The 19306-nt window shown below is 70.2% G+C and carries 15 protein-coding genes; 12 read left to right on the forward strand and 3 right to left on the reverse strand.

Annotation, left to right across the window (positions count from 1 at the left end):
- The first annotated feature begins 279 nt into the window (after positions 1-279).
- From kdpF to ACFSVL_RS19725, 6 genes are read left to right on the forward strand one after another with little or no spacing between them, the layout of a single operon-like run.
- Positions 280-381, forward strand: coding sequence for a K(+)-transporting ATPase subunit F (gene kdpF, locus ACFSVL_RS19700; RefSeq protein WP_037358287.1), 102 nt, complete (start codon positions 280-282; stop codon positions 379-381).
- 1 nt (position 382) lies between these two features.
- On the forward strand, positions 383-2044 hold the full coding sequence (gene kdpA / locus ACFSVL_RS19705) for a potassium-transporting ATPase subunit KdpA (RefSeq protein ID WP_378306155.1): 1662 nt from the start codon (positions 383-385) through the stop codon (positions 2042-2044).
- Positions 2041-4134 carry a potassium-transporting ATPase subunit KdpB gene (kdpB, locus tag ACFSVL_RS19710; protein ID WP_378306157.1) on the forward strand — a complete coding sequence of 698 codons (2094 nt, stop codon included), beginning with the start codon at positions 2041-2043 and terminating at the stop codon, positions 4132-4134. Before kdpA ends, kdpB begins: the two co-directional genes overlap by 4 nt.
- Before the next feature lies 1 nt (position 4135).
- A complete protein-coding gene (locus ACFSVL_RS19715; protein WP_378306159.1) occupies positions 4136-4747 on the forward strand; it encodes a potassium-transporting ATPase subunit C in 612 nt (203 codons plus the stop codon).
- 5 nt (positions 4748-4752) lie between these two features.
- Positions 4753-7302 (forward strand): DUF4118 domain-containing protein, encoded by a 2550-nt coding sequence (locus ACFSVL_RS19720; RefSeq protein WP_378306161.1) that lies wholly within the window; start codon positions 4753-4755, stop codon positions 7300-7302.
- A complete protein-coding gene (locus ACFSVL_RS19725; protein ID WP_378306162.1) occupies positions 7299-7997 on the forward strand; it encodes a response regulator in 699 nt (232 codons plus the stop codon). Before ACFSVL_RS19720 ends, ACFSVL_RS19725 begins: the two co-directional genes overlap by 4 nt.
- A gap of 176 nt (positions 7998-8173) precedes the next feature.
- On the opposite strand, the gene ACFSVL_RS19730 is transcribed toward ACFSVL_RS19725, so the two are convergent.
- On the reverse strand, positions 8174-8860 hold the full coding sequence (locus tag ACFSVL_RS19730; protein ID WP_378306164.1) for a hypothetical protein: 687 nt from the start codon (positions 8858-8860) through the stop codon (positions 8174-8176).
- 157 nt (positions 8861-9017) lie between these two features.
- Here ACFSVL_RS19730 and ACFSVL_RS19735 point away from each other — a divergent pair, with 157 nt between their 5' ends.
- The 5 genes from ACFSVL_RS19735 to ACFSVL_RS19755 all read left to right on the forward strand — a co-directional run bounded on the left by ACFSVL_RS19735 (position 9018) and on the right by ACFSVL_RS19755 (position 14925).
- Positions 9018-9314 (forward strand): acylphosphatase, encoded by a 297-nt coding sequence (locus ACFSVL_RS19735; protein WP_378306166.1) that lies wholly within the window; start codon positions 9018-9020, stop codon positions 9312-9314.
- Between the two features lie 179 nt (positions 9315-9493).
- The gene (gene smc / locus ACFSVL_RS19740) at positions 9494-13096 is read left to right on the forward strand and encodes a chromosome segregation protein SMC (protein WP_378306168.1); all 3603 of its coding nucleotides are present in this window, start codon (positions 9494-9496) and stop codon (positions 13094-13096) included.
- A 137-nt stretch (positions 13097-13233) separates the two neighbouring features.
- On the forward strand, positions 13234-13776 hold the full coding sequence (locus ACFSVL_RS19745) for a hypothetical protein (RefSeq protein ID WP_378306170.1): 543 nt from the start codon (positions 13234-13236) through the stop codon (positions 13774-13776).
- 155 nt (positions 13777-13931) lie between these two features.
- A complete protein-coding gene (locus tag ACFSVL_RS19750) occupies positions 13932-14273 on the forward strand; it encodes a beta/gamma crystallin domain-containing protein (RefSeq protein ID WP_378306171.1) in 342 nt (113 codons plus the stop codon).
- A 148-nt stretch (positions 14274-14421) separates the two neighbouring features.
- Positions 14422-14925, forward strand: a complete 504-nt coding sequence (locus ACFSVL_RS19755) for a hypothetical protein (protein ID WP_378306173.1) — start codon at positions 14422-14424, stop codon at positions 14923-14925.
- Positions 14926-14974: 49 nt separating this feature from the next.
- Here the strand turns inward: ACFSVL_RS19755 and ACFSVL_RS19760 are convergent, their stop codons facing one another.
- Together ACFSVL_RS19760 and ACFSVL_RS19765 are read right to left on the reverse strand one after the other, a co-directional pair.
- Complete coding sequence (locus ACFSVL_RS19760; protein WP_378306174.1) at positions 14975-16540, reverse strand: sodium:solute symporter; 1566 nt, start codon at positions 16538-16540, stop codon at positions 14975-14977.
- Between the two features lie 9 nt (positions 16541-16549).
- On the reverse strand, positions 16550-17764 hold the full coding sequence (locus ACFSVL_RS19765) for an anhydro-N-acetylmuramic acid kinase (RefSeq protein ID WP_378306176.1): 1215 nt from the start codon (positions 17762-17764) through the stop codon (positions 16550-16552).
- Between the two features lie 140 nt (positions 17765-17904).
- On the opposite strand from ACFSVL_RS19765, the gene ftsY reads away from it, so the two are divergent.
- On the forward strand, positions 17905-19248 hold the full coding sequence (gene ftsY / locus ACFSVL_RS19770) for a signal recognition particle-docking protein FtsY (protein WP_378306178.1): 1344 nt from the start codon (positions 17905-17907) through the stop codon (positions 19246-19248).
- Positions 19249-19306: the final 58 nt, after the last annotated feature.

Below are 19306 nucleotides of genomic sequence, written 5' to 3' on the forward strand. Positions count from 1 at the left end.
GACAGTCAACTGCCCTGGAGACCCCGATGGGCGCTCGACGTAGTGGCCCGGGTCACCGGCCGTCAAGATCCCGTAAACGCCCCCAGGTCGCGGCGTCAAGGAGGCGTCAGACGCGGGTGCTTACGCTCCGCGACGACCGCACAGTGGCTCTCGACCGACGGTCACCCCGTGCCGGGTGACCCTTCCTGAGAGGTGCCTCGTGGCGGATTTGCTGTACGCCCTATTGCTCATCGGCGTTTTCGTAGTGCTCGCCGGTGTCCTGCGCGGGCTGGAGAAGCTGTGAGCGGCGCGGGCACCGTGGCCAACATCGTCGGCGGACTGCTGGCGCTTGGCCTCCTCGGCTACCTGTTCGTCGCCCTCGTGAGGCCGGAGAAATTCTGAGATGAGTGACGTCGCGGCCGGCTTCCTGCAAGCCGGCGTGCTCCTGGTCGCCCTCGCGGTGGTCTACAAACCCCTCGGCGACTACCTCGCCCGCGTCTTCTCGACCGAGAAGCACCTGCGGGTCGAGAAGGCCCTGTACAAGGTCGTCCGGGTCGACCCGAACACCGAGCAGCACTGGAAGACCTACGCCTCCGGCGTGCTCGGCTTCTCGTTCGTCTCGGTGATCCTGCTGTACCTGCTGCAGCGCCTGCAGTCGATCCTGCCGTGGAACTTCGGCCGCGGCCCGGTGTCGCCCGCCGTCGCGTTCAACACCGCGGTTTCGTTCGTGACCAACACGAACTGGCAGTCCTACACGCCCGAGACGACCATGGGCCACTTCGTCCAGATGGCCGGGCTCACCGTGCAGAACTTCCTGTCCGCGGGCGTCGGGCTCGCCGTGGCGATCGCGGTGACGCGCGGGTTCGTCCGCTCGCGCACCGACCGGCTCGGCAACTTCTGGGTCGACCTGACCCGCGGCACGATCCGCGTGCTGCTGCCGATGGCGTTCGTGTTCGCGATCGTCCTCGTGGCGCTCGGCGTGGTGCAGAGCCTCCGTTCCGGTGTCGCGGTGACGAACCCGGACGGCAGCGGCAGCACGATCGCGCTGGCTCCGGCGGCGAGCCAGGAAGTGATCAAGGAACTCGGCACGAACGGCGGCGGCATCTTCAACGCCAACTCCGCGCATCCGTTCGAGAACCCGAACGTCTGGACCAACGTCATCGAGATGTTCCTGATCCTGGTGATCCCGGTCTGCCTCACCCGCGCCTTCGGGCAGCTCGTGGGCAACCGCAAGCAGGGCTACGTCCTGCTGTCGGTGATGGCCGGGCTGTGGACCGCGATGCTCGCGGTGATCTGGACGTCCGAGGCGCGCACGAACAGCCCGTCCGCACTGGCCGCGGGAGCGAATCTCGAAGGCAAGGAACAGCGGTTCGGCATCGGCGGGACGTCGTTGTTCGCCGACACCACCACCGGCACTTCGACCGGCGCGGTGAACGGCGCGCACGACAGCCTCTCCGGCCTCGGCGGCGGGGGCACGATGCTCAACATGCTCTTCGGCGAGGTTTCGCCGGGCGGTGTCGGCACCGGGCTGTACGGCATCCTCGTGATGGCCGTGATCGCGATGTTCCTGGCCGGGCTGATGGTCGGCCGGACGCCGGAGTACCTGGGCAAGAAGCTCGGCAAGCGCGAGGTCACCTGCGCGGCGATCTCGATGCTGGCGATGCCCGTCGTGGTGCTGCTCGGGTCCGGCATCGCCTTGATGATCCCGAGCACGCGAGACGCGCTCGCGAACTCGGGCCCGCACGGGCTGTCCGAAGTCCTCTACGGCTACACGTCCGCGGGCAACAACAACGGCAGTGCCTTCGGCGGCCTCACCGCGACTAGCGACTGGTTCCAGTCGTCGCTGTCGGTGGCCATGCTGATCGGCCGGTTCGTGCCCATCGTCGCGGTGCTCTGCCTGGCGGGTTCGCTCGCCTCGCAGAAGAAAGTCCCCGAAACGTCGGGCACGCTGCCCACCACCGGGCCGCTGTTCGGGACGCTGCTGACCGGCACCGTCGTCCTCGTCGCGGCTCTCACGTTCATCCCGGCGCTCGCGCTGGGGCCGATTGCAGAGGCGTTGGCATGACCATCACCCAGGAGCGGACTCCCGAAGAGGAGACGCAGCACCACGTAGAAAACGCTGGCCGCGTCGGCGCGGGCGTGTTCAGCCCGAAGCAGCTGTGGTCGTCCATGCCGGACGCGCTGCGCAAGCTGAACCCGCGCCACCAGCTCAAAAACCCGGTGATGTTCGTGGTGTGGGCCGGTTCGGTCCTGACCACTGTCTTCGCGATCACCGACCCGAGCGTGTTCTCGATCCTCATCGCGGTGTGGCTGTGGTTCACCGTCGTGTTCGCGAACCTGGCCGAGGCGGTCGCCGAAGGGCGCGGCAAGGCACAGGCGGAATCCTTGCGGCGGACCAAGAAGGAGACTGTCGCGCGGCGGCTCACCGAGGACGGCTCCGAGGAGCAGGTGCCCGGCGTGGACCTGCGCGTCGGCGACCGCGTGGTGGTCGAGGCAGGCCAGGTGATCCCGGGCGACGGCGACGTCGTCGAGGGCATCGCCACGGTCGACGAATCGGCCATCACCGGCGAGTCGGCCCCGGTGATCCGGGAGTCCGGCGGCGACCGGTCGGCGGTCACCGGCGGCACCACGGTGCTGAGCGACCGGATCGTGGTGCGGATCAGCACCAAGCCCGGCGAGTCCTTTGTGGACCGGATGATCGCGTTGGTGGAAGGCGCTTCCCGGCAGAAGACGCCGAACGAGATCGCGCTGACCATCCTGCTGTCGACGCTGACCATCATCTTCCTGCTCGCCGTCGTGGCGCTGCAGCCGATGGCCGCCTACTCCGGCAGCGAGCAGTCGGTGATCGTGCTGACCGCGCTGCTGGTCTGCCTGATCCCGACCACGATCGGCGCGCTGCTGAGCGCGATCGGCATCGCCGGGATGGACCGGCTGGTGCAGCGCAACGTGCTCGCCACCTCCGGCCGCGCGGTCGAAGCCGCCGGGGACGTGTCGACGCTGCTGCTGGACAAGACCGGCACGATCACCTTCGGCAACCGGCGCGCGACCGAGCTGATCCCGGTCGGCAAGTCCACTGTGGACGACCTGGCGCGCGCGGCCCGGCTGTCCAGCCTCGCCGACGGGACGCCGGAAGGCCGCAGCATCGTCGAGCTGATCGCCGAGCAGCACGGGCTGCCCGGTGCGCCGGACGACAGCGAGAAGCTCGCCGAGTTCGTGCCGTTCACCGCGCAGACCCGGATGAGCGGCGTCGACCTCGACGGCCGCGAGGTCCGCAAGGGCGCGACGTCGGCGGTGCGCCAGTGGGTGCGCGATCACGGCGGCGACGTGCCGGACGAGACCGAACGAGTCGTGGACGAGATCAGCCAGCAGGGCGGGACCCCGCTGGTGGTCGCGGAAGCGGCCGGCGGCACGGCGACTGTGTGCGGCGTGATCCGGCTGTCGGACGTGGTGAAGCCGGGCATGAAGGAGCGCTTCGAGGAACTGCGCTCGATGGGCATCAAGACGGTGATGATCACCGGCGACAACCCGCTCACCGCGAAGGCCATCGCCGAGGACGCGGGCGTCGACGACTATCTCGCCGAGGCCAAGCCCGAGGACAAGATGGCGCTCATCCAGAAGGAGCAGGAGGGCGGCAGGCTCGTCGCGATGACCGGCGACGGCACGAACGACGCGCCCGCGCTCGCGCAGTCCGACGTCGGCGTGGCGATGAACACCGGGACCATGGCGGCGAAAGAGGCCGGCAACATGGTCGACCTCGACTCGAACCCGACGAAGCTGATCGAGATCGTCGGGATCGGCAAGCAGCTGCTGATCACCCGGGGCGCGCTCACCACGTTCAGCGTGGCGAACGACCTGGCGAAGTACTTCGCCATCCTGCCGGCGATGTTCACCGGCATCTTCGCCCAGCTCGGCGCGCTCAACATCATGCACCTGGCGACGCCGAAGTCGGCCATCCTGTCCGCGGTCATCTTCAACGCGCTGATCATCGTCGGGCTGATCCCGCTCGCCCTGCGCGGCGTGCGGTACCGGCCGTCGTCGGCGTCCGCGCTGCTGCGCCGCAACCTGCTCGTCTACGGCCTCGGCGGCATCGTGAGCCCGTTCCTCGGGATCTGGGTGATCGACCTGATCGTGCGCCACATTCCAGGGATTGGCTGACATGAACGTATTGCTCAAGCAGACCTGGGCCGGCCTGCGCCTGCTCATCGCGATGACCGTGCTGCTCGGCGTTGTCTACCCGCTGGGCGTGTGGGCGGTGTCCCGCATTCCCGGCCTCCAGGGGCACGCCGAGGGCTCGGTGGTGACGCAGAACGGCCAGGCGGTCGGCTCGTCGCTGATCGGGATCGACCCGGTGCCCGCCGACCCCGCGCACGACCCGTGGTTCCACAACCGGCCCTCCGCCGGCTCGAAGGACGTGCTCGGGCCGGGTGATCCGTCGACGTCGGGACCGTCCAACAAGGGGCCGTACAACGAGGACCTCACCAAGGCCATCGCGCAGCGGCGGGAGCTGATCGCCAAGCGCGAGGGCGTCAACCCGGGAGAGGTGCCTGCGGACGCGGTGACGGCTTCGGCCTCGGGCCTCGACCCGGCGATCAGCGTCGCGTACGCCGATCTGCAGGTGCTTCGCGTGGCGCGCAACACCGGGCTGAGCGAGGAGAAGGTGCGGCAGGTGGTCGCGGACAACACCACCGGCAACGGAATCGGCGTGCCCGGCGTGAATGTGCTCCAGCTCAACCTTGCCGTGCATTCGGCCGCTCCTGGCGCACACTGAACACTGTGAGCGCACCTGACACACCGCCGAAGCCGCGCCGAGGCGAACTCCGCATTTACCTCGGCGCGGCTCCGGGCGTCGGCAAGACCTTCGCCATGCTCGGCGAAGCCCGCCGCCGCCTCGACCGCGGAACCGACGTGGTCGTCGGCCTCGTCGAGACGCACGGCCGCAAGAAGACCGCCGACCTGCTCGACGGCCTGGAGATCGTGCCGCGGCGCACGGTGCACCACCGCGCGCACGAGTTCGCCGAAATGGACCTCGACGCGGTGCTCGCCCGCGCGCCCGAGGTCGTCGCCGTGGACGAGCTGGCGCACACGAACGTGCCCGGCGGACGGCACGAGAAACGCTGGCAGGACATCGAGGAGCTGCTCGAAGCGGGCATCGACGTGCTGTCCACGGTCAACGTCCAGCACCTGCAGAGCCTGAACGACGTCGTCGAGCGCATCACCGGCGTCACCCAGCAGGAAACCGTGCCGGACGAGGTCGTGCGCCGCGCGGAGCAGCTGGAGCTGGTGGACATCACTCCGGAGGCGCTGCGGCGGCGGCTCGCGCACGGCAACGTCTACCCGGCCGAGCGCATCGATGCCGCGCTGGGCAACTACTTCCGGCCCGGCAACCTCACGGCGCTGCGCGAGCTGGCGCTGCTGTGGGTGGCCGACCAGGTCGACGTCGCACTGCAGCGCTACCGCGCCGAGCAGAAGATCACCGACACGTGGGAGACGCGCGAACGGGTGGTCGTGTCGATCACCGGCGGGCCGGAAAGCGAAACGCTGATCCGGCGCGCCAGCCGGATCGCCAACCGGGCGGGCGCGGAACTGCAGGTCGTGCACATCCTGCGCGGCGACGGGCTGGCCGGGCTCGGGCCGACCGCGATGTCCCGCTGCCGCACGCTGGCCGAGGAAGTCGGCGCGACCTTCCACGCCGTGGTCGGCGATGACGTGCCCACCGCGTTGCTCGATTTCGCGCGCGGGGTCAACGCGACCCAGCTCGTGGTCGGCACTTCGCGGCGCTCCCGGGTCGCCCGGCTCTTCGACGAGGGCATCGGAGCGACGGTGGTGCAACAGTCCGGGCCGATCGACGTGCACATGGTCACGCACTCCTACGCCGGCGGGCGGCTGCGCGCGCGGCTGGGCACGAGCCCGCTGGCGCCTTCGCGGCTCGTGATGGGCTGGGTGCTGAGCATTCTGCTGCCGGTCGTCGCGACCGGTCTCGGCGTGCTGTTGCGCGATGCGGTGGAGTTTTCCACCGATGTGATTCTTTACGTGCTGGCCACCGTCGTCGTCGCATTGGTGGGTGGGCTCGGCCCGGCTCTGGTGGCGGCGATTTTCGGTGCCGGGCTGTTGAATTTCTTCTTCACGCCACCGCTTTACACGTTGAATGTGCACAGCCCGCAGAACGTCGTCACGCTCATTGTGATGATCGTGGTGGCGGTGCTGGTGGCGCTGGTCGTGGCTTCCGCTGCCCGGCGGGGTGCCGCGGCGGCGCGGGCGCGGACGGAAGCGTCGCTGCTGGCGTCGTATGCGCGCACCGTGCTGACCAATCCCAATCCGATCGAGCGGCTGCTGGAAAAGGTGCGGGAGAATTTCGGCCTCACTTCCGTGACGCTGCTGGAAAAACGCAACGGAAAATGGGAAAAGGTCGCGCTCTCCGGCGGCGAGCCGTGCGCCGACCCGGACGAGGCCGATGTGGACATTGCCGTGACTGCCGATGTGCACCTGACCCTGCGCGGTCGCGCCTTGCCCGCGGCGGACCGCCGAGTACTGGAAGCTGTTGCGGGGCAAGCGTTGCTCGCCTTGCGGCAACAGCGGATGGCAGCGGCAGCGGCGGCCGCCGAGCGCAAAGCCGAGGCGACCGAACTGCGCACGACACTGTTGTCCGCGGTCGGCCACGACCTGCGCACCCCGCTCACGTCCATCAAGGCCGCGATCGGCAGCCTGCGCGCGCCGGACCTGTCACTGTCCGATGAGGACACCGAGGAATTGATGGAGGCCGTGGAACTTTCCGCGGACCGGCTCGCCGGGCTGATCGACAACCTGCTCGACTCCTCGCGTCTCGCGACCGGCGCGGTCACCCCGCACCTGCGTCCGGTCGGCTATGACGAAGTGGTCGCGCACGCCCTGTCCAATGTGGACAACTCGCAGGGCGTGCAGGTCTCGGTGGACGCGCGATTGCCGTCCGTGCAAGCGGATCCCGGCCTGCTGGAACGAGTGATCGCGAACGTGCTGGACAACGCGCTGCGACACGGCGGCGGCGACGTTTCGGCACGGGCGAGCGCACACTCGGAATTCGTGGAACTGCGCATCGTCGACCACGGCAAGGGCCTGCGGAAGGGTGCCGCGGAGTCCGCGTTCGCGCCGTTCCAGCGGCTGGGCGGAGACCGGGACTCGACGCCCGGCGTCGGGCTGGGCCTGTCCGTCGCGAAGGGGTTCACCGAGGCGATGGGCGGTACGGTTCGCGCCGAGGACACTCCCGGCGGAGGATTGACAGTGGTGATCTCGCTGCCGGCGTGCACCGGGCGGGAACTGGTGGAAGCTGAGGAGGGCGTGGCGCGATGACTGCCGAACCAACGGCGACGGTGCTGGTCGTCGACGACGAACCGCAGATCGTGCGGGCGCTGCGGATCAACCTCAACGCGCGCGGGTACAAGGTGATCACCGCACACGACGGCACCGCCGCGCTGAAAGCGGTCGCCGAAACGAAACCCGACGTGGTGGTGCTCGATCTGGGCCTGCCGGACCTGGACGGCACCGAGGTGATCGCGGGCCTGCGCGGCTGGACGACGGTGCCGATCATCGTCCTCTCCGCGCGCGGCGACTCGGCGGACAAGGTGCAAGCCCTGGACGCGGGCGCGGACGACTACGTGACGAAACCGTTCGGCATGGACGAACTCCTCGCCCGCCTGCGAGCCGCGGTCCGCCGTTCTTCAGTCGGCGGCACGGACGGCGCGGAAGCCGTGGTGGACACCGGATCGTTCACGATCGACCTGGCGGCGAAGAAGGTGCTGCGCGAGGGCCGCGAGGTGCACCTGACCAAGACGGAATGGGGAGTGCTGGAACTGCTGGTCCGCAACCGGGGCCGGCTGGTGGCGCAGAAACAGCTGCTGCACGAGGTGTGGGGACCGTCGTACGAGACGGAATCCCATTACCTGCGGGTGTATCTGGCGCAGTTGCGGCGGAAGCTGGAACCGGAACCGTCCCGGCCGCGGCATCTGCTGACCGAACCCGGGATGGGCTATCGCTTCGAAATCTGACCCTCGGCCGTAAAGCCGTGAGGGGAACCCTGAGGGACTCTGATTCCCTCAGGGTTCCCCTCACGGACTTCAGGGGTAATGCCGGGGACTTAAGGCGGCGGCTCGGCGGCGTTGAAGTCCTTTATGGACGGTCAGCAGCTCGCGGCGACGCAGCCTAAGTCCCCGGCACAGTGACTTCAGCGGCTGCTCGGCCCAGTCGTGCTGGAGTCCGAAGTGGACTCGCTCGGCGAGGACGAGGACGACGGCTGGCCCCCGGTCGAGCTGCTGCCGGTCGGCTTCGTCGGCGGGGCGTCCGAGGACGTCGGGGGAGTCTGGGACGAGGTGTCCGGCGGAGTGGTCACCGGGGTCGACGGCGGGGTGACCGTCTTCGACGTCGACGTGTCGCTGCGCGGCGGGGTCGTCGAGTCGCCCGGGGTGCCGCCGGGAGGAGGGAGCTGTCCGCCGGGCTGGCCGGCGTTCGGCGGGGGAGTGACGACGCTCGTGGTCGGCTTTCCGTCCGCGCCGACGGCGACCACGGTGGTCGGCGTGGCCGGGGCGGTCTGGCCGGGCGTGGGCGAGCCGGGGACGGTCATCGGGCCGCCGGGGACGGCGTTGCCCGGCACCACGGACTGCGAGCTGTTGTGCAGCCCGCCCTGGCCGCCGCCGGTGCTGTTCGTCGCGGTGTCGGTGGCCGAGCCGGGGCCGGCCAGTTCGGCGACCGCGGCGAAGGCGGTGGCCACCACCAGGCCGCTGACGCCGAGGATCGCGTAGCCGGAGCGGCTGAGTTTCCCGCTCGCGCCCTTCGGCGGGGCGGTGGGGGCAGTGCTCACCGCGACGGCGTTCTCCGGCGCTGAGCTTGGTTCAGGCCCGTCGGGACGGGACATGCAGGCTCCTTAGAAGGGTCAACGCTCAGGTCGAGGGCGGCACGGGGGAGCGGGCTCCGGGCCCGGATGCCAGGCGGGAGGTTATCACCGCTCAGTGCCTGTTCGCGCGACCGAGGGACGGGGCCGTCACGGTCCGCAGCCGGGCGCGTGCGGCAGAATGGGGCCGGTGAACGAGCAGGAAACGCCCGTCCGGCTGGCCGCCTGGGTGCACGGGCAGGTGCAGGGAGTCGGTTTTCGCTGGTGGACCCGGAGCCGGGCGCTGGAACTCGGGCTGACCGGATTCGCCAGGAATCTCCCGGACGGCCGTGTCGAGGTGGTTGCGGAGGGTAGTCGGGACCACTGTGCGCGATTGCTGGCCGCGCTGCGCTCGGGAACCTCACCCGGACGAGTGGATCAGGTGGTGGAACGCTGGACCGCCGCCAAGGGCGGGCTGGACGGATTCGCCGAACGCTGAGAGCCGCGTGGGGCGGCTGCGGCTGATGGGGTGCCTGGGGTTGCCGGGGCGTTCGGACCTGTGCTAGGCGCGCCCGGGCGGCACCGCCTCCCACGGCGCCCGGGAACCGCCGAGTAGCCTGTCCGGACCGGGGGAACCGGTAGCCAACCTGTACCCGTGGCCAGAGGGGTCGGCAGCACGTGCACCTGAAAAGCCTGACGCTCAAGGGCTTCAAGTCCTTCGCCTCGGCGACCACGCTGCGCTTCGAACCCGGCATCACCTGCGTGGTCGGCCCGAACGGCTCCGGAAAGTCGAACGTCCTCGACGCGCTGCGCTGGGTCATGGGCACCCAGGGCGCGAAGGACCTGCGCGGCGGCAAGATGGAAGACGTCATCTTCGCCGGCACCGCGGGCCGCGCCCCGCTCGGCCGTGCCGAGGTCACGCTCACCATCGACAACGCCGACGGCGCGCTGCCGATCGAGTACGCCGAGGTCTCCATCACCCGCCGGATGTTCCGCGACGGCGCGAGCGAGTACGAGATCAACGGCGACCGCTGCCGGCTGATGGACGTCCAGGAACTCCTCTCGGACTCCGGCATCGGCCGCGAGATGCACGTCATCGTCGGGCAGGGGCAGCTGTCGGCGATCCTGGAGTCGAAGCCCGAGGAGCGGCGCGCGTTCATCGAGGAGGCCGCCGGCGTCCTCAAGCACCGCAAGCGCAAAGAGCAGACCCTGCGCAAGCTCAACAACATGCAGGGCAACCTCGACCGGCTCACCGACCTCACCACCGAACTGCGCCGCCAGCTCAAACCGCTGGGCAAACAGGCCGAGATCGCCCGCAAGGCCCAGTCGGTGCAGTCCGACCTGCGCGACGCCCGGCTCCGGCTGTTCGCCGACGACCTGGTCACCCAGCGCGAGTCCATCCAGCGCGACGAGGCCGACGAGCGCACCGCCCGGCAGCGGCGCGCCGAGGTCGAGCAGGCGCTGGAAATCGTGTCCGCCGAGGAAACCGAGCTGGAGGCTTCGCTCGCCGAGGACGCGCCGCGGCTGCAGATCGCCCAGGAGACCTGGTACAAGCTGTCCGCGCTCACCGAACGGCTGCGCGGCACCGTGCGGCTGGCGGTCGAGCGGCAGCGGCACCTTTCTTCGGACGTCTCCGCGCCGACGGGCGGTCGTGACCCGGAGGAGCTGCTCGCCGAGGCCGAACAGGCCGCGGAGCGCGAGCAGGAGCTGACCGAAGCCGTCATGGAGGCCCGCGAGCTGCTCGCGGAAACCGTGCTGCGCCGGGAAGATCTCGAACAGCGGGTGCAGGCCGCGGAGCGCGCGCACTGGGCCGCGGTCCGGGCGATCGCCGACCGCCGCGAGGGCATGGCGAAGCTGACCGGCCAGGTCGAAGCGTTGCGCAGCAAGAACGGCGCGACCGCGGAAGAGGTCGACCGGCTCACCGTCGGCCTGCAGGAAGCGGCCGAGCGCGCCGAGATCGCGGTCGAGGAGCTGGAAGAGGCCAAAGCCGCCGGCGGCACTGAGGAATCCGACGACGCCGAGCTCCGGCAGCGGCACGACCGCGCGGTGGAGGCGAACAACGCCGCCAAGGCGCGCGTCGAAGAGCTGGTGAAGGCCGAACGCGGCGCCGAGCGCGAGATCGCGTCGGAGAAGGCGCGCGTCGAGGCGCTGTCGATGGGGCTCAAGCGCAAGGACGGCGCGGGTGCGCTGCTGGGCGCGTCCGCGGAGCTGCCCGGTCTGCTGGGTTCGGTCGCCGCGCTGCTCACCGTGCAGCCGGGGCACGAGGTGGCGCTGGCCGCCGCGCTCGGGCCGGTGGCCGACGCGGTCGCGGTGTCCGGCGGCGAGAACGCGCTGTCCGCGCTGAAGTACTTGAAGGACACCGATTCCGGCCGTGCCGGGATCGTGCCGGTCGGTGCCGGGTCCACTGTGGACACCAGCTCGTGGCCGATGCTGCCTTACGGCGCGCGCTGGGCCCGCGAGGTCGTCAGCGCGCCGGAGCAGCTGCGGCCCGCCGTCGAAAAGGCGCTGGACCGGCTCGCGTTGGTGCCAGACCTGGACTCCGCGCGGCAGCTCGTCGCGCAGCATCCGGCGGTGCGCGCGGTCACCGCCGAGGGCGATGTCTTCGGGGCGAACTGGATCGCCGGTGGTTCGGCCGCTCGCGAGAGCGTGATCGAGGTCCAGGCGGCGGTCGACGAGGCGCAGGAACGCTTGCGCACGGCCGAACGCGCGCTGGAGCGGTACTCCGCCGAGCTGGAAGGTGCGCGCGCCGAGCAGCAGTCGCGCCGCGAGGAGGTCGGGCAGGCGAAGGACGCGCTGGGCGAAGCCAAGGTGCGCAACGCGCGGTCGTCCGAGCGGCTGAACCGGTTGCAGCAGGCCGCGCGGTCGGCGCAGGCCGAGGTCGAACGGCTGACTCAGCAGCGCGCGAAGGTCGAGCAGAGCCGCGAGCAGGCGCTGGAACAGCTGGCGGAGCTGGAAGAACGGCTCGCCGCGGTCGCCGAGCAGCCGGTCGAGGACGACCCGGACACCGCCGAGCGCGACGAGGCCGCCGAGCAGCTTGCCGTGGTGCGGCAGGAAGAAGTCGAGGCGCGGCTCGCGCAGCGCACCGCTGAAGAACGTGCGCGCAGCATCGCCGGGCGAGCGGAATCGTTGCGCCGCGCGGCATACGCCGAGCAGCAGGCCCGCGAGCGTGCGGCCAAGGCCCGGGAAGCGCGCGAGCGGGGCGCGGAAATCGCGAACGCGGTCGTGAACGCTGGTGAGTTCGCGCTGGAACGGATTGAGCTGAGCGTGCAGCGCGCGGCCGCCGAACGCGACGAAGCCCAGGCACAGCGCCAAAGCCGGGAAACCGCGCTCACCGCGGTGCGTGCGAAGGTGCGCGAGCTGTCCGGCGAGCTGGAGAAGCTGACCGACGCCGTGCACCGCGACGAAGTCCTGCGCGCCGAGCAGAAACTGCGGCTGGAAACGCTGGAAGCCAAGATCGCCGAGGACTTCGGCATCGGGCTGGCCGACCTGGTCGAGGAGTACGGCCCGAACGTGCCGGTGCCGCCGAGCGCGGGCGAGATGGCCGAGTACGAGGCGGCCAAGGAGCGCGGCGAGGACGTCACCCAGCCGCCGCCCATGCCGTACGACCGCGACACCCAGGCCCGCCGCGCCAAGCGCGCGGAGAAGGACCTGACCCTGCTGGGCAAGGTGAACCCGCTGGCGCTGGAGGAGTTCGCGGCGCTGGAGGAGCGCTACAAGTTCCTTTCCACCCAGCTGGAAGACCTCAAGGACACCCGCAAGGACCTCGAAGCCGTCATCAAGCAGGTCGACGAGAAGATCCTGGAGGTCTTCGCCTCGGCCTACGCCGACGTGGCGCGCGAGTTCGAGACCGTCTTCGGCGTGCTGTTCCCCGGCGGCGAGGGCCGGATGGTGCTCACCGAGCCGAACGACCTGCTCGCCACCGGCGTCGACGTCGAGGCCCGCCCGCCGGGCAAGAAGGTCAAGCGGCTGTCGCTGCTGTCCGGCGGCGAGAAGTCGCTGGTGGCGGTCGGCATGCTGGTGGCGATCTTCCGTGCCCGCCCTTCGCCGTTCTACGTGATGGACGAGGTCGAGGCGGCGCTGGACGACACCAACATGCGCCGGCTGATCGGCCTGCTGGAGCAGCTGCGCGATTCGTCGCAGCTGATCATCATCACGCACCAGAAGCCGACGATGGAGATCGCCGACGCGCTGTACGGCGTGAGCATGCAGGGCGACGGCATCACCAAGGTGATCTCGCAGCGGCTGCGCACCGCGGAAGAGGAGCCGGTCCCGGCTTCCTGAGCGGGGTTGCGCCGGTCAGGGCGATCCTGCCCGTTCGGGCAGGTCTGCCCGGACGGGCGTCCGACGGGCCAACTGGTGCCGGAGCTACGCGTCTTCAGAGGTGTTCGAAAGCAACACTTCCTGGAGGGGATTCGACAATGCGCACCATGGTGGCCCGCACCCTGATTTCCGGTTCTCTGCTCGGCGCCGCACTGGCGGTCGCCGCGTGCGGAGGCGGCTCGCCGACCGGGCAGGCCGCAGCGGTGCAGAGTTCGCTCTCGGCCGCACCGACCGCTTCGTCGGTGGCCGCACCGGCTTCCTCCGCCACGCCTGCGCCGTCCACCCAGGCACCGACGCACCAGAGCAAGCCCAAGCCGCGTCCGACTCCGGCCAAGGAGCAGCCCGGAGACCGGTTGCCGGGCAAGGGCGAACTCGGCAAGGGCGCGGACTGCGGCCCGATCGACGGCCCCGGCGGCAAGGTCGACGTCGTGACCGAGGCGATGCCAGCCGGCACGGTCGGCTGCACCGAGGCGATCAACGTGATGTCCGACTACCTCGCGCAAGCCCCGACCAAGGCGCAGGGCACCGGGCGCTTCCTCGACGTGGACGGCTGGAACTGCGGCTACGACGGCGGAAACGGCGGCAGCAAGCAGATTTTCTGCGGCAGCAAGGGACTTTCGTTCCATGGCAAGGCAGTCTGAGCGTTGGTGTCGGCCTCCGGGTACGAACGGGTAGAAGCGGGCGGCGCGGCTGTCGGCCGAGTGTCCGGGGCTGGCACGGTCGATCTCGCCCGGCAGCGCGGTTTCCGCCGGGATCACCTCTGAGGCAGCACTGGGAGAAAGGTTCCACAGCGATCATGCCTTCACTCGTCAAGAGACTCGCGATCGGCGGTGCCGCGGCGCTCGCGCTGGCCGTCACCGTTCCGGCCGGTCAGGCGTTCGCCATCGACCGGGTCGCCTGCAACGGCCGCACCGACTTCGTCCAGCTGCGCCTCGCGGGCGGAAGCCCTTGGGACGGCAGCGATGTCGCCTGCTTCGCCAACAGCGGCGCGACGTACGTGGACCTGGGCGGCGTCACCCGGGTCGACTCCGGCAACAACTCGGTCACCCTGTACTGGGACGGCGGCCGGACCGACCTCGGCCACTGGCAGGGCGGCGACCTGAACTTCGTGCACGTGCGGCAGGTCGTCATCCACTGACGCGTTTCCCGGCGAACGGCTTGGCTTGGGCCGGGCCGTTCGCCGGAGTTCCCTCGGTCACGTTTCCTCCGCCACACTGCCAGCCCGTCGCGGGCCGCTTAAGGTGATCTTGGCCGATCGGCGGCCGCACCAGGGGAGGAAATTCTTCATGCGCACGATGCTGTCCAAGACCGTTGCCGCGGCGGCGATTCTCGCGTCCGGGGCGCTGGTCTCGGCGTGCGGCGGGAGCAGCGACACCGCGGCTCCGCCGTCTTCTTCGGCGGCGGTCTCGACCGCGCCGACCGCCACGTCCGCGCCGGCTTCGAGCACAGAGAGTGCGCCTTCTTCGAGCAAGGCGCGCCACCCGAGCAAACCGGCGACCAGCAGCCCGGACACCGGCGAAACGGTCGGCCCGCCGGTCGACTGCGGCCCGATCGACGCGCCCAACGGCAAGGTCGGCCTGATCGCCACCGAGACCAAGGCGGGCCGTCCCGGCTGCACCGAGGCGATCGACGTGATCACCGAGTACTTCCAGGAAGCGCCGAAGAAGGCCGAGGGCACCGCGCACGTGCTGACCGTGAGCGGCTGGCGGTGCATGGCCGACACCGGCGCGCAGGGCAGCGGCCGGATCGGCTGCGACAAGGACGGCATGGTCTTCTACACCCAGCCGTAAACGGCCTCTGGCCGGGCTCCCGCGGGAACCCGGCCAGAGAAAGCCGTTGCTACGCGGGGGTTTCCGCGGGCTCTTCGACCTTCGCCACGTTCGGGTCCGCCCCGCGCCGCCGCAGCGACAGCAGGCCGCCGACGATCATCGTGATCAGCACCCCGGCGAAGGTGTACCAGTACGTCGCCAGCGGCACGAGCGTCTTCGTCGCCGTGCCGAAGTGGATGTGCACCTCGGTCGTCGCCTTGTCGAATTTCACGAACAGGATCAGGAACGCCATCCCGACCACCGAGCAGGCGAACGCGATCACCGCGTCGGACTGCCGCGCCTTGCGCACCAGCAGGCCGAGGAAGAACGACCCGAGCAGCGCGCCGTAGGTGTAGCCGACGATGCCGAGCCCCTGCTGGATCACCGGGTCCTTCGAGTTGGTGAACATCGAGGCGAACACCGCGAACACCGCCGCCCAGATGAGTGTCCACATGCGACCGTGCCGGAGCAGCTTGGCGTCCTCGATCGACTTGTGCGTGAACCGCTGGTAGAGGTCGGCGATGGTGGACGTGGACAGCGCGTTGAGCGCGGACGCGAGCGCGCCCATGGTGGACGCGAGAATCCCCGCGATCAGCAGCCCCGCCAGCCCGACCGGAAGGTCGTTGACGATGAAGTTGGAGAACACGTCGTCGCCGGACATCTTCCCGGACGCGACCGCGGTGGCCGTCGCGCCGTTCTTGCCGCCGGTGTAGACCCACAGCATCGCGCCGACGAGCAGGAACAGCGCGAACTGGACGAACACCACGATGGACGAGCCGATCAGCGCACGCTGCCCGTCGCGCAGGTTCCGGCACGACAGCAGCCGTCCGACGATCAGCTGGTCCGCGCCGTGCGAAGCCATCGACAGGAACGCGCCGCCGACCACCGCGCAGAGGAACGCGTACGGGTTGGTGAGCAGGTTCGACGCGAAGTCGGTGAGCTGGAACCGGCCCTGGCTCGACGCGATCTGCGTCCAGCCGGACGGCAGCTTCGTGGACAGGAAGATCACCGCGCCGATCGCGCCGAGGACGTACAGCGACCACTGGATGACGTCCACCCAGATCACCGACTTGATGCCGCCGACGAACGCGTAGACCACGGTGAGCGCGGTCAGCAGCACCACGATGTGCCAGTACTCGGTGTGGATGCCGTAGTGGCCGAGGATCGCCTTGATCGGGATCGCCCCGGCGAACAGCCGCAGGCCCTCGGCGAGCAGCCGGGTCACCACGAAGGTGACCGACGCGGTGCCCTGCAGGCCGCGGCCGAAGCGGCGGCCGAGGAATTCGTACGCGCTCACGTAGTTGCCGCGGAAGTAGCGCGGCAGCAGCACGAACGCGGCGATCACCCGGCCGATGATGTAGCCGAAAGCCACTTCCAGGAACAGGAACGCGCTGCCGAAGACGAGCCCGGGCGTGGAGATCACGGTGAGCGTGGACGTCTCGGTGGCCACCACCGAGAGCGTGACCGCCCACCACGGCATGCTGCGCTCGCCGACGAAGTAGTCGTTCGCGGACTTCTGTCTGCGTCCGACCAGCACGCCGATGACCGGCATCGCCGCGAGGTACACGATGACGATCACCAGATCGACTGGATTCATGGGGTTCTCCTACCGTGGTTGCCCGGATTCCGCGACCCGGAGCCGGGTCGCGGCGCCCCCCAGCGGGGCGGGGAGATTCAGGGGCGCCGCACCCGGCGTCAGCGCGCCGAGCAGGCGGGGACCGCTCGCGCCGGTGGCCGACGGCAGCGTCGCCGGGACGCCGCACCAGCTCAGCCAGCCGAGCAGCGCGGTCAGATAGGCCTCCTTGCCGGAGCCGGGGAGGCCGAGGTCGTCGCTGCTGCGGAGCGCGCCCTCGGGCAGGTGCCGCGCCAGCGCCGCCATCGTGGCCGGGTTCGCGACCCCGCCGCCGGACGCGACGACGGTCGCCACGCCGTGCCGCCGGCATTCCGCGGCGACCGTGGCGGCGGTCAGTTCGGTGAGCGTGGCCAGCAGATCCTCCGGGGACAACGGCGGCAGTCCGGACAGGGCTGCGTCAAGGTATCCGCCGTGGAAGTGCTCTTTGCCAGTGGATTTCGGGGGAGCGGCAGCGAAATAGGGGTCGGCGAGCAGACGGCGCAGCAGGTCCTCGCGAACGGAACCGGCGAGCGCGAGCCGTCCGTCGACGTCGGCGGACAGCTTGCCGTCGCTGACATGCGCGGCGGCGAGATCGAGCAGCGCGTTGGCCGGGCCGGTGTCGTACGCGAGCACTGTGTCGGAGTGCGTGACCACGGTGATGTTCGCGATGCCGCCGAGGTTGAGCGCGGCCACCGGATGCCCGGTCTCCTCGGCGAGGCCGCGCAGCCACATCGCGTCGAGCGTGCTCGCCAGCGGCGCGCCCTGCCCGCCCGCGGTGATGTCGCGGATGCGGAGATCGGCGATCACCGGCACCCCGGTGCGCTCGGCGATCCACGCCGGCTGGCCGAGCTGGAGCGTGCCGAGCGCGACGCCGTTTTCGACCCAGTGGTAGACGGTCTGGCCGAGCGAGGCGATCACGTCCACCGGCCCGTACGCCGCGATCCCGCGCGCGGCCGCGTCCGCGAACGCTTGGCCGACGCGGGTGTCGAGGACGGTCAGCTGGCGCGCGCTGCTCGGGCGCGGCGGGAGGGCGTCGAGGAGGTCCGTGCGGAGGTCGGCGGGATAGGGCACGTCGAGTTCGCCGAGCGGGGTGAGGACGACGGTCCCGTCCTCCGCGCGGAATTCGGCGACGGCGACGTCGATGCCGTCCACGGAGGTGCCCGACAGCAGCCCGAGGACGCGGAAACGGTGGCCGGTCGGGGTGGTCATCCGATGTGGTCTAGTCAACGCGGAAGGGGTGGCGCAAGACGCCTCGTGGAGTCTTGGCCGAATCGGAACCGTTCGCGTTACTCGTTGGCCTCGCGGTGGGGTGTCCGGTGGCTTGTGCACACGGATGACAGGATGGTGGCGTGTCGAGCACCTGGTTCTGGATCGTTGTCGTCGCCGTCGTCGTCCTGGTCGCCGTGCTGGTGTCCGGGCTGCTCATCGCGCGCAAGCGGCGGATCAGCATGGCCGAGCCGCGCGAGGTCGAGGAGAAGCCGAAGGGCGGCGGGTACGCCGCGAGCGGCGGGATCTCGCTGGCTCCCGGGGGGAAGACCGCGGAGGCCTCGCCTGCTCCTTCTCCGGAGCCGGAACCGGAGCCCGAGCCGGTGGTCGAGCATCCCGTCGAGGACCGGCCGGAGGTAGACGGCCAGCCCGCGGTCGGCGACGACGCCGCGGTCCCGCGCGACTCCGACCAGCGCACGGTGCGCGACGTCAAGCTCCCCGAGCCGGTCGAAGAGGCCCCCGAGGCGGTCGTGCCGGACACGATCGAGGAAATCGAGTCCCCGTCCGGCCGTCTCGAACGGCTGCGCGGGCGTCTGGCGAAGTCCCGTTCGGTGTTCGGCCAGAGCCTGCTGGGCCTCCTCGGCGGCGGCGACCTGGACGAGGATTCCTGGCAGGACGTCGAGGACACGCTGCTCCTGGCGGACCTCGGCGCCGCCACCACGACGCAGATCGTCGACCGCCTGCGAGACGAACTGAACCGGCGCGCGGTGCGCACGTCGGCGGAAGCCCGCGAAATGCTGCACGAGGTGCTGACCGCCGCGCTGTCGACGGACGCCGAGCGTTCGGTCCGCGCACTGCCGCACGAGGTGGACGGCAAGAAGCAGCCCGCGGTCGTCCTGGTGGCCGGTGTGAACGGCACCGGCAAGACCACGACGACCGGCAAGCTGGCGCGAGTTTTGGTGGCACAAGGCGGAACCGTCGTCCTCGGCGCGGCCGACACTTTCCGCGCCGCGGCCGCCGACCAGCTGCAAACCTGGGGTGACCGGGTAGGCGCGTCGGTCGTGCGAGGCAAGGAAGGCGCGGACCCGGCGGCGGTCGCGTTCGACGCGGTCAAGCAGGGAATCACCGAAGGCGTGGACACGGTCCTGGTCGACACCGCGGGCCGCCTGCACACGAAGACCGGCCTGATGGACGAACTCGGCAAGGTGAAGCGAGTCGTGGAAAAGCAGGCGCGGGTGGACGAGGTGCTGCTCGTGCTCGACGCCACGACCGGACAGAACGGGCTCGCGCAGGCACGAGTGTTCGGCGAGGTCATCGACGTGACGGGCATCGTGCTGACCAAACTGGACGGCACGGCCAAGGGCGGGATCGTGTTCCAGGTCCAGCGGGAGCTGGGAGTGCCGGTGAAGCTGGTGGGGCTGGGCGAAGGGCCGGACGATCTGGCGCCGTTCGAGCCTGGTGCGTTCGTGGACGCGCTGCTGGGCTGATTCCCCCAGATGAGTGAATAGAGATCAAACTGGGCATTCCTTGTAGCGTGGCCTGCCA

Origin of the sequence: Amycolatopsis silviterrae (assembly GCF_042684085.1) — a bacterium.
Taxonomy (GTDB): Bacteria; Actinomycetota; Actinomycetes; order Mycobacteriales; family Pseudonocardiaceae; genus Amycolatopsis; species Amycolatopsis silviterrae.